General features: G+C 61.2%; 15 protein-coding genes. 12 read left to right on the top strand and 3 right to left on the bottom strand.

Annotated elements, in window-relative coordinates; translation table 11 throughout:
- Positions 1–20: 20 nt before the first annotated feature.
- Positions 21–1,382: an esterase-like activity of phytase family protein gene (locus tag GKN89_RS21975; protein ID WP_063918818.1), complete on the top strand. Its 1,362-nt coding sequence runs from the start codon at positions 21–23 to the stop codon at positions 1,380–1,382.
- 199 nt (positions 1,383–1,581) lie between these two features.
- On the opposite strand, the gene GKN89_RS21970 is transcribed toward GKN89_RS21975, so the two are convergent.
- Complete coding sequence (locus GKN89_RS21970) at positions 1,582–2,757, bottom strand: low temperature requirement protein A (RefSeq protein WP_154747766.1); 1,176 nt, start codon at positions 2,755–2,757, stop codon at positions 1,582–1,584.
- Between the two features lie 309 nt (positions 2,758–3,066).
- On the opposite strand from GKN89_RS21970, the gene GKN89_RS21965 reads away from it, so the two are divergent.
- Entirely contained in the window at positions 3,067–3,351 is a 285-nt protein-coding gene (locus GKN89_RS21965; RefSeq protein WP_019454243.1) for a YdgH/BhsA/McbA-like domain containing protein, read from the top strand.
- Positions 3,352–3,592: 241 nt separating this feature from the next.
- Positions 3,593–4,150 (top strand): class I SAM-dependent methyltransferase, encoded by a 558-nt coding sequence (locus GKN89_RS21960; protein WP_025160073.1) that lies wholly within the window; start codon positions 3,593–3,595, stop codon positions 4,148–4,150.
- Here GKN89_RS21960 and GKN89_RS21955 read toward each other — a convergent pair whose 3' ends face one another.
- Positions 4,151–4,612 carry a GNAT family N-acetyltransferase gene (locus GKN89_RS21955; RefSeq protein ID WP_019454241.1) on the bottom strand — a complete coding sequence of 154 codons (462 nt, stop codon included), beginning with the start codon at positions 4,610–4,612 and terminating at the stop codon, positions 4,151–4,153.
- A gap of 217 nt (positions 4,613–4,829) precedes the next feature.
- On the opposite strand from GKN89_RS21955, the gene GKN89_RS21950 reads away from it, so the two are divergent.
- The 4 genes from GKN89_RS21950 to aroL all read left to right on the top strand — a co-directional run bounded on the left by GKN89_RS21950 (position 4,830) and on the right by aroL (position 9,267).
- The gene (locus GKN89_RS21950; RefSeq protein ID WP_019454240.1) at positions 4,830–5,945 is read left to right on the top strand and encodes an ABC transporter substrate-binding protein; all 1,116 of its coding nucleotides are present in this window, start codon (positions 4,830–4,832) and stop codon (positions 5,943–5,945) included.
- A complete protein-coding gene (locus GKN89_RS21945; protein ID WP_154747765.1) occupies positions 5,938–8,061 on the top strand; it encodes a TonB-dependent siderophore receptor in 2,124 nt (707 codons plus the stop codon). Before GKN89_RS21950 ends, GKN89_RS21945 begins: the two co-directional genes overlap by 8 nt.
- Before the next feature lie 53 nt (positions 8,062–8,114).
- The gene (locus GKN89_RS21940) at positions 8,115–8,633 is read left to right on the top strand and encodes a GNAT family N-acetyltransferase (RefSeq protein ID WP_019454238.1); all 519 of its coding nucleotides are present in this window, start codon (positions 8,115–8,117) and stop codon (positions 8,631–8,633) included.
- A gap of 109 nt (positions 8,634–8,742) precedes the next feature.
- The gene (gene aroL / locus GKN89_RS21935; protein ID WP_063918821.1) at positions 8,743–9,267 is read left to right on the top strand and encodes a shikimate kinase AroL; all 525 of its coding nucleotides are present in this window, start codon (positions 8,743–8,745) and stop codon (positions 9,265–9,267) included.
- A 36-nt stretch (positions 9,268–9,303) separates the two neighbouring features.
- On the opposite strand, the gene GKN89_RS21930 is transcribed toward aroL, so the two are convergent.
- Entirely contained in the window at positions 9,304–10,044 is a 741-nt protein-coding gene (locus tag GKN89_RS21930; RefSeq protein WP_154747764.1) for an AraC family transcriptional regulator, read from the bottom strand.
- A 98-nt stretch (positions 10,045–10,142) separates the two neighbouring features.
- On the opposite strand from GKN89_RS21930, the gene GKN89_RS21925 reads away from it, so the two are divergent.
- From GKN89_RS21925 to GKN89_RS21905, 5 genes are all read left to right on the top strand, one after another.
- A complete protein-coding gene (locus tag GKN89_RS21925; RefSeq protein WP_025160072.1) occupies positions 10,143–10,547 on the top strand; it encodes a nuclear transport factor 2 family protein in 405 nt (134 codons plus the stop codon).
- 47 nt (positions 10,548–10,594) lie between these two features.
- Positions 10,595–10,795 carry a YaiA family protein gene (locus GKN89_RS21920; protein WP_004940491.1) on the top strand — a complete coding sequence of 67 codons (201 nt, stop codon included), beginning with the start codon at positions 10,595–10,597 and terminating at the stop codon, positions 10,793–10,795.
- 144 nt (positions 10,796–10,939) lie between these two features.
- Positions 10,940–11,440 (top strand): RNA polymerase sigma factor, encoded by a 501-nt coding sequence (locus GKN89_RS21915; protein ID WP_019454234.1) that lies wholly within the window; start codon positions 10,940–10,942, stop codon positions 11,438–11,440.
- A gap of 76 nt (positions 11,441–11,516) precedes the next feature.
- Positions 11,517–12,470, top strand: coding sequence for a FecR domain-containing protein (locus tag GKN89_RS21910; RefSeq protein ID WP_019454233.1), 954 nt, complete (start codon positions 11,517–11,519; stop codon positions 12,468–12,470).
- Between the two features lie 156 nt (positions 12,471–12,626).
- Positions 12,627–13,022 (top strand): STN domain-containing protein (locus tag GKN89_RS21905; protein WP_195934029.1); only part of this gene is annotated, 396 nt, incomplete at its 3' end.

Here is a 13,022-nt window from a genome sequence, read left to right as displayed (position 1 = left end):
TCAACCTCGGGTAAAAAAACATGAAAATAAAATCGCTCTCCCTGCTGTTGGCTTCACTGTTTCCTGTATTGGCTCATGCTGCTGATATTGAGGTGGCGCGTTATGTGGTCGGCTTCCCCGGCGGGGAACGCGTCGCCTATCAGGGGGCGTTCGCCAAAAATTTCCCGCAGGGATTGCCGGTGGGAATCGGCTCCGGGCTGACGTTCAACCGGAAACAGGGCGACGATCTGGTGCTGACGACGCTGACCGATCGCGGCCCTAATGCCGATGCCCCGGCGGTGGGCAAGCAAGAAGCCAAGATTTTCGCCAATCCGCAATTCACGCCTCTGTTGATGGACATCCGCATCGGCGGCGGCAAGGCCGTGGCCGAGAATGCACGGCCTTTGCATGACGAAAAAGGGCCGATTAGCGGACTGCCGCTGCCGAGCGAGCTGATTGGTTCCACGAACGAAGTGGCGTTGAATGACGCATTGCAGGCGCTGTCGGGCGATCGCCGCGGGTTGGATACCGAGGGCATTACCAGTGACGGCAACGGCGGTTACTGGCTGTGCGATGAGTACGGCCCGTTTCTGATCCATATCGACGGCAAAGGTAAAATTCTCGCCAAATACGGCCCAACGCCACAGGCCGGCGAGCAGGCGGTGGCGGGCGGTTTGCCGAACATCCTGAAGTGGCGCCAGCCTAATCGCGGTTTTGAGGGGCTGACCCGGATGCCGGATGGGCGCATTTTGGCGGCGGTGCAGAGCACGCTGGATGTCGATGGCAAAAGCAAAAACAAGGCGCAGTTTACCCGGTTGGTGAGCTTCGATCCGCGTAGTGGCAAAACCGCCATGTACGGCTATCCCATCGATGTCGACAGCTATAAAAAAGCCAAAGACGCCAAGATTGGCGATGTGGTGGCGTTGGACAATCAGCGCATCTTGTTGATTGAACAGGGCAGCGGTAAAGACAAAACGATGATCAACAAAATCTACCTGGTGGATCTCGCGCAGGCCAGCGATCTGAGCGCGTTTGACGGCCAGGGGAAAGCGCTGGAGTTCGACGACGCGAAAGATCTCGCTAAACGCGGCGTGAAGCTGGCGCAGAAACGGGAAGTGGCGGATCTGCGCCAGTTGGGCTGGCGTCAGGAGAAAGCGGAAGGGTTGGCGCTGATCGACGATCGCACGCTGGCGGTGATCAATGACAATGATTTCGGCTTGCAGGCGAAGCTGGTGGATGCGTCGCCAAAGAGCAAGAAAATCGGCGACTATCAGCTGGAGAAAGAAGGGCGGTTGAGCCTCGACGGCGACAAGACCGACGCCCGCATCGAATTGCGCCCGCTGGAGCAGCCGGAATCGCTGAGCGAGCTCTGGGTGCTCACCTTGCCGCAACCCTTGCAGTGACCGATATCGGGGGCGACAGCGCCCCCGTCAGACCGTTGACAAAGGAGGAAAAAACGTGGTTTTTCCTCCTTTGTGGCCATCATCCGAAAATCAATAAATTGATTTTCCTTGTTTTTTATCCGCTGCTCTTTGCAAACCCGGCAATAGCATGAGTTTTGTCATCAATCTCACAGCGGGGGCGACAGCGCCCCCGTTTGCTTCAGGCTTCCGCCTGCCGCTGCGGCGCTCTGCCGCGCGAGATGCTCTCCCACACCGCCACCATCACCATGATCAGCGTCGTCAGGCCATTGATCATCAGCAGATCGGTTAAATAGGCGAAAGGGGCCAATACCGCCAGCGCCAGCAGCCCGACCAGATGCGACAGCGGGAAACGGTGATACACCAGCCGTTTGTACAGCGCATTGGCGAGCAGGTAAATCGCCGGGCCGAGCAGCAACACCGCCGCCGTGGCGTGTTGGATGCGGCCGTCGGGATGGGCGATCACCAGCTCGTTGGCCACGGCGCAGACGATGATCGCCCCCACCAGCGCAACGTGGACGTAATGGAAGTAAGCGCCCAGTTGGCCGGGGTTTTCCGCCTGGCTGATGGCGTGGCTGCCGGCTTTGCTGCTGGTGTCGAAGTAGACCCACCACATCGCCAGGCTGCCGAGAAAGGCCACCAGCGAGGCGATAAGCACCGGCGGGCTCCAGCTTTCCATCTCGCTCAGGGTGGCGCCGGTGATCAGAATGGTCTCCCCCAGCGCCACGATCACGAATAGCTGGCAGCGCTCCGCCAGATGGTGGCCTTCGATGGTCCATTCGCTGCTGCTGTCCGAGCGCCCCAGCACCGGCAGACGGAAACCGAACATCGGCGAGACGTATTCGCACAGTACGGCGATCGCCCACAGCGCCGGGCGCGCGCTGCCCTCCGCCAGCCCGCCGGCGATCCAGAAGACGGCGGAGATGCACAGCCAGCCGAGGATGCGGCGAAAGTTTTGCTTTAACGGGTGGCCGGGTTCCAGCAGGCGCAGCACGGTAATGGAACGCCCGACCTGGATGGCGACGTAGAACAGGGCGAAGATCAGGCCGCGTTCGCCAAACGCCTGCGGCAACGCGGCGGCGGCGAACAGCCCCAGCAGCATGATCGCGAACAGCAGCAGGCGGATCTGACGGGTATCCGGGTTAAACCAGTTGGTGACCCAGGCGGTGTATTGCCAGGCCAACCAGACGGCGAACCACAGCAGCAGGGTTTCCAGCGCCCCGGTCAGCGTCAGGTGATGCAGCAGATAGTGGGAGAGTTGGGTCACGGCGAAAACGTAGATCAGATCGAACAGCAGCTCGGAGAATGAGACCGAAGCGCCATGACCGTCACGCACGCGCAGCAGGTTTTGCGACATAAGCGTTCTTCCTTAAAAGGGTAAGCCACAAAATCAGCGTAGCTCAGCGCGCTCCGGCGGGTAAAAAATCTTAAATAGCGACGGCGCCCATTCTTTATCTCGCACCGTCTTTAATTGTTCATCAAATAGGGGTAAGGTGAGGTCTATAAAGTCATTCCCGCCTGAAAATACACACTCGCTCTCACTTCCTCCTTATTCTCCTCACAATGATTGATGTTCTTTACGTTGCATGACGTCCGTTTTCATTGGCTAGCGGATAATTAACATCACTGACCACGAGCTAATAAACAAGAACACCTGGAGTCAATCATGAAACTTATCCCAAGCATCGCAGCAGTCTTGATCGCCGCCGCCTCATTCTCCACTTTCGCCGCGCCGCTGTCGTCGGTGAAACAGGTTAACAGCGAGCAGGCCGCCAATCTGCAAAGCCTCGGCGTGGTGTCGGTTTCCGGCATTAGCGGCTCACCGCATGACGCCATTCACGCCCTGAAAGAAAAAGCCGCGGCGGACGGCGCCAGCCATTACCGCATCATCGGTCTGGACACCCCCGGGGACTCCAGCAACTGGCGCGGCAATGCGGAAATTTATCGCTAAGCGTTGACTTTTTACCCTTTGGCCACGGCAACGTGGCCAATAAAATAAACGGTCGTAATAATTATCTGGTAAGTCGGCGTATAAGCGGCTTATTTTCAGGTCATTATTACGACCGTTTTTATTTGTGCCGCTGCCGCGGAGGTTGCATTTGATTACAACTGTGTTCGCCGCTTTCGGAATCATGTTAATGAAGACTTAAGAAATTCGGTTCACATTGGGGGCTTAACCCAAGGAGGCCTCAATGTTAAATGCGACCCGGCTACAACTGATGAATCACTTCGCTTACCTGCAGCAATTTATGGCTTCACCGCGCACCGTCGGTACGCTGGCGCCTTCCTCCCCGTGGCTGTGTCAGGCGATGTTGAACCAGGTGGAGTGGACCCGGGCGCTGTCGATCGCGGAGCTGGGCGCGGCGGACGGCGTACTGACCAAACGCATCCTGGGGCGGATGCGCGCCGACGCGACTCTGGAGGCTTTCGAGATCCAACCCCATTTCGTGCATCGGCTGCGCGGGATTGACGATCGGCGGCTGCAGGTGATGGCCCATTCGGCGACCCGGATGGCCACGGATTACGACGTGGTGTTTTCCTGTCTGCCGCTGCTGTCGATCCCGCTCAGGATCAGCGCGCGCATTCTTCAGCAGGCCCGGCAACGGCTGCTGGCGCGCGACGGCACGTTGGTGCTGTTCCAATACAGTCACCTGTCGGAAAAATTGCTGTCACGCTATTTTCACTGGAAACGCCTGCGGGTAGTGCGCAACTTCCCGCCGGCGCTGGTGTATGTTTGTACCCCGCGTTAACTACAGTTTCTTCGCCATCACCACCACCTCTTCGTCGTGCTGCCGGCGGCGTTCAAGGGGATGCCAACCCCAGCCGGCGTACAGCGCTTCCGACTTGTCGGTGATCAGATGCAAGACGGGATGATGGCGCTGCCGCGCCGCCTCGACGATCGCCATCTCCAGACGGTGGGCGATGCCCTTGCGGCGGTGATCGGGATGCACGAAGACGCCGGCCAGCCACGGGGTGAGGTCCTGGCGCTGATGATCGTCGCTGGGCCACAGGCTGGCCATGCCCACCGGGCGATCGCCGTCGATCATCATCAGCGTCAGGTGATCGTCGCTCGGCCGGCTGCATTGGGCGAAGCGCAGCTGGGTGCGCTCCAGCGAGCCGCCGCGCTGTGAGCCCCACTGGCCGAAGGCCCAGGCGGCGCACACATCGGCAAACTGCGGGCAATCCGACAGCGGAATGATGCGTTGAGTCATGGATGTCTCCCGATTCTTTTCTGGGTTCCTACCCCATTTAACCTATTTTTCGGCCATTTTTTTAACTTTTTAAAGCCGTTCTTTTAGCGGTTTCGCGGTGTTTCGCCCCGCGTCCGGCGTCGTTTCCCGGATTTCTTTTGGCAATCGCGGTGCAGGATTGCAAGTGCTAATGAGAGTGATTATCATGCGCACACTATTTCTCCGTTTCGGCTCAATCATGCGCAATTCCCTCATTTTACTGCTGCTTTCCCTGTGGTTCGGCCTGTTCCCCGCCCAGGCGAAAACGGTCACCGACATCACCGGCCGTCAGGTCGTGGTGCCGGATAACCCGCAGCGTATCGTGCTGGGAGAGAGCCGCATGCTGTATACGCTGGCGCTGCTGGAGCCGGGCAACCCGGCGCAGCGCATCGTCGGCTGGCCGGCGGATCTGGCGCGCTTCGATGCGCAAAGCTGGCAGCTTTATACGCAGAAGTTTCCGCAGATCGCCGCGATCCCCGTTATCAGCGGCAACAATTTTCGCCAGGTCAATATCGAAAGCCTGCTGCAGCTGAAGCCGGATCTGGTGATCCTGGCGCGCTACGCGCGTGAAGACGGCGACAACGATCTGCTGGTTTCCGCGTTGAACAAGGCCGGCGTGGCGGTGATCTATGTCGATCTGCGCATCGATCTGCTGAACAACACCGTGCCGAGCGTGCGGCTGCTGGGCGACGTGCTCAATCGCCAGGAGCGCGCCGAGCAGTTCATCGAATTTTATCAGCAGCATATGGCGGTGATTCAGCAACGGCTGGCGGGCTATCAGGGGGCGAAACCCAAAGTGATGCTGCATCTGCATCTGGGGCGACGCGACACCTGCTGCACCACCGCCGCGCACGGTAATCTCGGCGATCTGCTGACCTTCGCCGGCGGTGACAACATCGCCAACGCCAGCGTCAAAGGCGTGTATGGCGAACTGAACCCGGAAACCATTCTGAGCGCCAATCCCGACGTTTACCTCGCCACCGGCATGGCCGGGCCGCAGGGCAAACGGCTGTCCGACTTGCGCCTCGGGCCGCAGGTCAGCCCACAGGAGGCTGCCGCCAGCTTCCACCAGTTGATCGCCAAACAGCCGATGCTGGCCAGCCTGCAGGCGGTGAAAAACCACCGTGCCTGGAGCGTCTGGCACAATTTTTACCTCAGCCCGTACCACGTGGTGCTGGTCGAGATGTTCGCCAAAGCGTTTTACCCGGATCTGTTCGCCGACATTAACCCGCAACAGACCTTCCAACAGCTGTATCAGCAGTTTTTGCCGTTACCTTTTTCAGGGACCTATTGGAGTCAGTTAGATAATGAATAACAACAAGCGCGGTTGGTGGTGCGCATTGCCTTTGGCGGCCTGCGCGACATCGCCGACGTGGGCGGCGGAAAAAGCCGCGTCGCAGGACGAGAACCTGGTGGTGATCGGCCGTAAAGACGCCGACGGCGTGCAGAGCTATCAGCCGTTGACCAGCGTCACCGGCACCCGCAGCGAAACCAACCTGCTGAACGTGCCGCAGGCGATCGACGTGGTGCCGCAGCAGGTGATTACCGATCAGGCGGTCAGCAGCCTGGACGAAGCGTTATACAACGTCAGCGGCATTACCCAGGCCAACACGCTGGGCGGCACTCAGGACGCGGTAATGAAGCGCGGCTTCGGCGACAACCGCGACGGCTCCATTCTGCGCGACGGCGTGCGCTCGGTGAAGGCGCGCAACTTCACGCCGACCACCGAACGGGTGGAGGTGCTCAAGGGGCCGGCCTCGATGCTGTACGGCATGGGCGAGCCGGGCGGGATGATCAACATGATCACCAAAAAGCCCCAGCTGCAGCAGCATACCCACGTGGAGGGCTGGGGCAGCAGTTTCAACGGCGGCGGCGGCCAGCTCGACGTCACCGGGCCGCTCGGCACGTCGGGATTCGCCTATCGGATGATCGTCGATCACGATGAAACCGACTACTGGCGCAACTTTGGCCGCAATCGTCAGACGGTGATCGCGCCCTCGCTGATGTGGTACGGCGAGAACACCACCGTGCGGCTGGCCTACGAGCATATGGAATATCTGGTGCCGTTCGATCGCGGCACTATTATCGATTCGCGCACCGGCAAACCGGTGAATACGCCGCGCGATCGCCGTTTCGACGAGGCTTACAACGCCACCCGCGGCGATCAGGACAGCGTCACTTTGCAGATCGATCAGACGCTCAACGAGCGCTGGAAAAGCTCGCTGACCTACGCCTATAGTCGCAACAGCTACAGCGACAACCAGGCGCGCGCCACGGCGTTGAACCCGGAGAACGGTAAATTGAGCCGCCAGGCCGATGCGACTGCCAACGCCGTCAGTCATGCCAACGCGGTGCAGCTGACGCTCAATGGCGACGTGGACTGGGGCAGCATCAACCACCAGATGCTGTTCGGCTTCGATTTTGAGGATAACCGCACCTACCGCGGCGACATGATCCGCGGCAAAAAGAACGGCGATTTCAATATCTATCATCCGGTATACGGCCTGATGCCGCCGTCGACGGCGGTCAGCGCCAAAGACAGCGACCAGCGGGAAAACCTCACCAGCTACGGCTGGTTTATGCAGGATTCTATCCAACTGACCGATAAATGGCTGGTGATGGGCGGGCTGCGTTACGACGCTTTCGACGTCTATGCCGGCAAGGGGCGGCCGTTCCAGACCAACACCGACAGCTCGGACGGCAAGCTGGTGCCGCGCGCCGGGGTGGTGTACAAGCTGACGCCTTATGTGTCGCTGTACAGCAGCTATACCGAGTCGTTCAAGCCGAACTCCTCCATCGCCACCCAGATCGGTTCGCTGCCGCCGGAGCAGGGCAAATCCTGGGAAGTCGGCGGCAAGCTGGCGCTGCCTAACGGCGTCACCGGCACCCTGGCGCTGTTCGACATCACCAAGCGCAACGTGATGGTCAATGAGCTGGTGGAGGGCGAAACCGTGACGCGCACCGCCGGGCGCGTGCGTTCGCAGGGCGTGGAGCTGGACGTGGCCGGCAATCTCACCGATTCGCTGAGCCTGATCGGCTCCTATGCTTATACCGACGCCCGCGTGGTGGACGATCCGGACAACAAGGGCAAAGAGATGACCAACGTGGCGCGCCACACCGCCTCGCTGTTCCTGACCCAGAACCTGGGCAGTCTGGGCCTGTACAGCGGCGATGAGGTGCGCATCGGCGCCGGCGCGCGCTATGTCGGCCGCCGCCCGGGTGACGCCGCCAACAGCTTCTACCTGGATAATTACACCGTTGCCGATGCGTTCGCCGCTTACACCATGCCGATCAACGGCTATCGGGTGAAATGGCAGCTGAACGTGAAGAACCTGTTCGATAAAACCTACTACCCATCCAGCGGGGGCAACTTGCGCGTGGCGGTGGGGGAGCCGCGTGAGGTGGTGCTGCGCGGCAGTATCGATTTCTAAGCCACGGGCGGTGAAATTTGCTTAAATAACCGCCCCAACGTTAAGGAGAACGCATGAGCCTGCAGATTCGTTTGGCGCAGCAGCGGGATATCGCGCATCTGATGGCGGTTGAACGCTCGGCGGCGCAGCTGTTTCGCCAGCAGCCGACATGGCGCTTTATCGCTGAAGGCGAGGTGATGACCCCGCAACAGCACGCCGCATTTATTGCCGATCGCCGTGAATGGCTGGCGGAAAGCGACCACGGCGAGTGCGCCGGTTTTATCGCCGTGCAGGCTCAGGGGGAAGATTGGCACATCGCCGAATTGTCGGTCGCCGGCACCTGGCAGCGGCAGGGCGTCGGCCGCCGCCTGATCGGGGCGGTGGCGGAAGAGGCCAAACGGCAAGGCGCCTGTCGCCTGACGCTCACCACCTTTATTGACGTGCCGTGGAATGCGCCTTACTACCGGCGGCTGGGATTCCGGCCGCTTGAAGGCGCGCAACTCACGGTCGCCCTGCGGCGGCATCTGGATGAGGATCTGGCGCATGGCTTTGCCGCCGGCAGTCGCTGTGCCATGGAATTTACACTATCGTAAATATTGAAATACAGAGCGGGCAGGGTATGATGCTGCCACCACGCCATCGCACCCGTTCGGTATTTTGGTATGCAATGCACTCAAGTCACCGTATAAGGGACAACCCGTAATGACACAAACCCTGTTCATGGTAGGCGCTCGCGGAGCCGGCAAGACCACGGTAGGCAGCGCATTGGCGCTGGCGTTGGGCTATCAGTTCGTCGATACCGATCTGTTTATGCAGCAGGCGGCGCAGATGAGCGTGGCGGAAATGGTCGAGCGCGAAGGTTGGCTGGGGTTCCGCCGCCGCGAGACTATCGCGTTGCAGACCGTGACCAAACCGTCAACCATAGTTGCCACTGGGGGCGGCGCGATCCTGGCGGAGGAGAACCGTCAGTTTATGCGTCAGCATGGCACCGTTATCTACCTGCGCGCGCCGGCCAGCGTGTTGGCGCAGCGGTTGGAAGCCTATCCGGAAGATGCGCAGCGCCCGACGCTCACCGGCAGGCCGATCGCCGAGGAGATGCTCGAGGTACTGGCGGCGCGCGAAGCGCTGTATCAGGACGCCGCGCATTACGTGATGGATGCGGCGGCCGATCCGCAGCGGGTGGTGGAACAAATCCTCGCGGTGCTACCGCGTGAGACGGTGAAATAACCTTTTCTTCTCTTCGGGCGCCGTGCGCCCGTTTCCCTATTCCGTTAGCCGAACTGCCGCAAAGTAGGCGCCGGGCGTGACGCCGAAGCGGCGGCGGAAGGCGGCGATATAGGCGCTGACGTTGTCATAGCCACAGGCGTCGGCCACCTCGCCGACCGCTTCGCCGCGTGATAATCCCTCCAGTGAACGCAATACCCGCGCCTGCTGGCGCCACAGCGCGAAGCCGATGCCGGTTTCCTGCAGAAAGCGGCGGCTCAGGGTGCGCGGGCTGAGCCCGGCCCAGACGGCCCAGTCGCGCTGGCTGCGCAGGCTGGCGGGATCGTTCAGCAGCGCGCGGGCGATGTTCAGCAACCGGGCGTCCTGCGGCAGCGGCAGTTGCAAAGGGGCGCCGCTCGCCGCGTGCATTTCGTCCAGCAGCACCTGCAGCAGCCGCCGTTGCGGCGCACTCAGCGGGCCGGCAGGGAACTGCGCGATGCGTTCCACCAGCGCCTGCAACAGCGCAGAGGCCGTGAACAGCTGCGGCTGCAGCGGCATCTCCGGCGCGCTTTCCACCGGCAGATACAGACTCCAGCCCGCCACATCGCCGCAGGCCAGGGCCTGATGGGCGCACCCCGGCGGCAGCCAGCCCAGCGTGCCGCCGGTGATCGCCCATTGCCGGCCGGGCAGTTCCAGCGCCAGCATGCCGCGCGTCAAGAGATAGATCTGGCCGCCTTGGTGCTGATGCCAGGGCGTCAGGTGCTTTTTTTCATGCTGAAGGCGTTGGCTGCGGATCTGCATCGTGTTGGCCGTTTAACGTTATTGAAAGTCCTGATACGGTTATTATGCCATCACCCGACCGAGATAGGATCGCCATTCACCCTATTCGGAGAAACGTGATGACTCAACTTACCCCATTGAATCTGGTGCTCGATACGCTGCGGCAGATCGTCGCCAACCCGGAGCATCGGCCGGCCCAGCTCGCCGCCCGCTTCAGCGCGGACTACCGCCAGCAGGTGGATGGCAAGGTGCTGCACTTCGAGCAGTTTGAGCAGCATATGGCGCTGCTGAAGCGGCAAACCCGCCGCATGACGCTGAGCATCATCGCGGCGGCGGAGCAGGGCGAGGCGGTGCTGACCCACCATCTGGTCGAGGTGGAAAAGCGCGACGGCACCTGCAGCCGCGTGCGGGTGCTGGCGCACTTCACCGTGCGTGAAGGCCGCATTTGCGCCTGCGAAGAACTGACCGAGCTGTTGGCGGGCGATCCCGGCGATCGCGATCTTGGCTCGCGCGTGTCGGAATGAGGGCGGCTGCTATACTTGCTACTGTGTGAAACACACGGGAGAACGGCATGCGCGAAAATGATCAACCTGCTTATCCACGGAGTGCCCGCGTCGTAGAGGTGTTTCGAGGCGACCCGAACCTGCATCTGCGCCGCTTTGAGGTGCGCACCGACGACATTGAGCCGAATACGCTGCTCAGTGAGCATGAAACCGAGCAGGAAGCGCTCGACGCCAAGCATCGCTATGAAGACGAGGCGTTAGAGCTCTGACCTGCAGCCCAGCGGAAACCGGCGTCAGGCCGGTTTCCTGTTTATCCCTGCCTTAGCACATATTTCCCAGAACAATATTGATAATGATAATCATTTATGTGATTTTTATCGCCCCTATTGGGTGTTTCACTTCTGGGAAAAGAGATGTCCAATTCCGAGTTGCAGGCGCTGTTTCTGCGCCATATGCGGCCGCTGCAAGCCTACTTGAACGCCAAACTGCGCGACCCTCAGCTGGCCGCGGATTTGGCGCAGGAAAGTTTTACCCGCCTCACCGAGCAATACCCGCAGGGCAATATTCTCGATATCGAGGCTTACCTGTATAAAACCGCCAAGAATCTGATGCTTGACCATCTTCGGCAACAGCAGCGGCGACAGACTGATGCGGTAGAGGATGACATTCTGGCGCAGTATCCCTCCGGCGAACCGGCGCTCGAGCAGCTGGCGATTGACAGCCAAATGCTGCAGCTGTTGCAACAGGCGCTGGCGGGCATGCCGCCGCGCACGCAGCAGATTTTCCGGCTCAACCGGCTCGACGGGCTGACCCAGGCGCAGGTGGCGGCTCAACTGAGCGTATCGCTCAGTACGGTGGAGAAGCATCTGGCCAGCGCGCTGGAGCGGCTGATGACGTTGATGGACGATCAATAATGACAATTTTTTTACGGGTTTATCCGCCTTCAGACGTCTTAACCTATAACCAGAAAAAACAGGGGTCTATGCCATCATGAATCCGCTAACCGCGCAGTCGCGGCAACAGGCGGCCGCCTGGGCCGTGCGCCTGGCCGAAGGGGCGCTGGCCGCCGACCAGCGGCGAGCGTTGGAGGCCTGGCTGGCCGATGATCCGCAGCATCCGGCGGCGCTGCGTCAGGCTCGCTTGCTGTGGGCGACGCTGGGGCAACTGCCGCCAGAACAGCGACAGGCGCTGCAGCCGCAGGTAGCGGCGCTGAAAACGCCATTTCGCCGTAGAGGAGCCCGCTGGGCGATGGCGGCGGCGGTGGCGATCGCCGTTTCCTTCGGCGTTTATCGCGGGCCGGATATATGGATCGGCATGCAGGCGGATTATCAAACCGTTCGCGGCGAGGTGCGCGAAGTCACGTTGCCGGACGGCAGCCGGGTGGCGCTGGACAGCGGCAGCGCGATCGCGCTGGCCTATTCCGCCAACGAACGCAAGGTGCGGCTGCTGAGCGGCGCCGCCTATTTTATCGTCGCACCGGTGAACGGGCCGGAAAAGCGCCCGTTCAGGGTAGAGGCGGAAAACGGCGTCACCCAGGCGCTGGGCACCGAGTTCAGCGTGGCGCGCACCGGGCAGGGCGTCGACGTCAGCGTGCATCAGCACAGCGTGCGGGTGACGCTCGAGCGCGGCGAGCGCTCGCTGGTGGTCGCGCAACGCCAGGCGGCGCATTACCGCAGCGGCCTGCTGTGGCTGACGCGGCAAACGGCCGGCGATGATGCCTGGCGGCGCGGCTGGCTGGTGATCGACCGCCAACCGCTGACGCAGGCGCTCGCGCAGCTCAACCGCTATCGCGAGACGCGCATCGTGGCTGTCACCCCTGCGCTGAGAGCGCGCACGGTAAGCGGCGTGTTCGCGCTCAATAAACTCGACGACGGTGTCAGCGCCATTCGTCAGGAACTCGCCGCCCGCCAACTGAATCTCCCCGGCATCACGCTGCTTTACTGAGCGGCGCAGGTGGGCCGGGACGCCCGTTTCGCCGCTATTTTCACTTTCTGTAAAAAATCTTTACGGGTTTTCACCCTCCGGAACGTCCTTATGTTTAAACGAGATTGATTTCCATTATCACTTGGTTTGGCATTCTTTCGGGTGGAACACACACGCATGTTTATTCACAAGGGAACCACGCCGGCCGGCCGCTTGGCCACGGCGGTACGCGCTGCGTTGGCGGCGATGGTGCTGACTCAGCCTGTTGTGGCGATCGCCGCGCAGGCTGAAGCGAGCGGCGCGCAGGCCGCACAGCAAAAGAATTTCAACATTGAAGCGCAGCCTCTGCAGAGCGCCATGCTGCGCTTCGCCGAGCAGGCCGGCATGCAGGTGTTTTTCGACGAGGTGAAGCTCGACGGCATGCAGGCGGCGGCGTTGAACGGCAGCATGAGCGTTGAACAGGGCCTGCGGCGCTTGATCGGCGGCAATCCGGTGGCTTTCCGCCTGCAGCCGCAGGGGCAGATCGTATTGAGCCGGCTGCCGGCGGCGAACGGCGATGGCGGCGCGCTGGCG

The sequence above is a fragment of the Serratia sp. YC16 genome (assembly GCF_009707615.1).
Taxonomy (GTDB): domain Bacteria; phylum Pseudomonadota; class Gammaproteobacteria; order Enterobacterales; family Enterobacteriaceae; genus Serratia; species Serratia surfactantfaciens.
This window is presented reverse-complemented; position numbering and strand designations above follow the sequence as displayed.

Bases quoted from the DNA above. Each gene is read 5' to 3' on its own strand.
- GKN89_RS21940 (WP_019454238.1), top strand. From the start codon at position 8,115: ATGAGCCTGCAGATTCGTTTGGCGCAGCAGCGGGATATCGCGCATCTG.
- GKN89_RS21910 (WP_019454233.1), top strand. From the start codon at position 11,517: ATGAATCCGCTAACCGCGCAGTCGCGGCAACAGGCGGCCGCCTGGGCC.
- GKN89_RS21975 (WP_063918818.1), top strand. From the start codon at position 21: ATGAAAATAAAATCGCTCTCCCTGCTGTTGGCTTCACTGTTTCCTGTA.
- GKN89_RS21970 (WP_154747766.1), bottom strand. From the start codon at position 2,757: ATGTCGCAAAACCTGCTGCGCGTGCGTGACGGTCATGGCGCTTCGGTC.
- GKN89_RS21925 (WP_025160072.1), top strand. From the start codon at position 10,143: ATGACTCAACTTACCCCATTGAATCTGGTGCTCGATACGCTGCGGCAG.
- GKN89_RS21965 (WP_019454243.1), top strand. From the start codon at position 3,067: ATGAAACTTATCCCAAGCATCGCAGCAGTCTTGATCGCCGCCGCCTCA.
- GKN89_RS21930 (WP_154747764.1), bottom strand. From the start codon at position 10,044: ATGCAGATCCGCAGCCAACGCCTTCAGCATGAAAAAAAGCACCTGACG.
- GKN89_RS21945 (WP_154747765.1), top strand. From the start codon at position 5,938: ATGAATAACAACAAGCGCGGTTGGTGGTGCGCATTGCCTTTGGCGGCC.
- GKN89_RS21960 (WP_025160073.1), top strand. From the start codon at position 3,593: ATGTTAAATGCGACCCGGCTACAACTGATGAATCACTTCGCTTACCTG.
- GKN89_RS21915 (WP_019454234.1), top strand. From the start codon at position 10,940: ATGTCCAATTCCGAGTTGCAGGCGCTGTTTCTGCGCCATATGCGGCCG.
- aroL (WP_063918821.1), top strand. From the start codon at position 8,743: ATGACACAAACCCTGTTCATGGTAGGCGCTCGCGGAGCCGGCAAGACC.
- GKN89_RS21950 (WP_019454240.1), top strand. From the start codon at position 4,830: ATGCGCAATTCCCTCATTTTACTGCTGCTTTCCCTGTGGTTCGGCCTG.
- GKN89_RS21955 (WP_019454241.1), bottom strand. From the start codon at position 4,612: ATGACTCAACGCATCATTCCGCTGTCGGATTGCCCGCAGTTTGCCGAT.
- GKN89_RS21920 (WP_004940491.1), top strand. From the start codon at position 10,595: ATGCGCGAAAATGATCAACCTGCTTATCCACGGAGTGCCCGCGTCGTA.